Genomic DNA, 505 nt, shown 5'->3' on the forward strand with positions numbered 1-505 from the left:
TCGCCTGAGTCCGGGGAACGCTCGTCTGCGGCGCTGAAGGCTCACGAAATGGTCGCCGCGCTGGGCATGACCTGGGACGACGTGTTGTCCGGCCGGGCGGACCCTGCGCCCGTCGAACCGCGCAAGGGGCAAAAATCGAAACCGGCCTGGATGTCCAGCGGCGAGAAGCCGAAAGAGGCCCCGGAAGGCTGGGCGGGCATCGTCGAATACCTGCACGCCAATCTTGGGCGCCTTGCCGGCTGGGAAGTCGTCTGCGTCCGCAATATCGCGCGGTGGCGCGGCATCCCCAAGCAGGGCGTAATCGATCACCTGACGGCGGTCTATCGGCGCCTTGTCTCGGAAGATGCCACCGAGCCGGGCCGGGAGGTCGCGGCATGAACCCGGCCCTGCATCTCGTCTATATCGCCGCACTTCTCGCGATTGCCGTGCGCCTGTCCATTCCGCCCGGCATGACCATCGGCATGGCGTTTCGCCTCTGGTCGCTTGTCATGTCCATGCCCCCGGA

General features: G+C 66.5%; 1 protein-coding gene. It reads left to right on the top strand.

Annotation, left to right across the window (positions count from 1 at the left end; all coding sequences use genetic code 11):
• A partial coding sequence (locus MUB46_RS24150) for a hypothetical protein (protein ID WP_261618532.1) occupies positions 1 to 378 on the top strand: 378 nt, incomplete at its 5' end.
• Positions 379 to 505 lie beyond the last annotated feature (127 nt).

The sequence above is a fragment of the Microbaculum marinisediminis genome, from assembly GCF_025397915.1.
Classification (GTDB): domain Bacteria; phylum Pseudomonadota; class Alphaproteobacteria; order Rhizobiales; family Tepidamorphaceae; genus Microbaculum; species Microbaculum marinisediminis.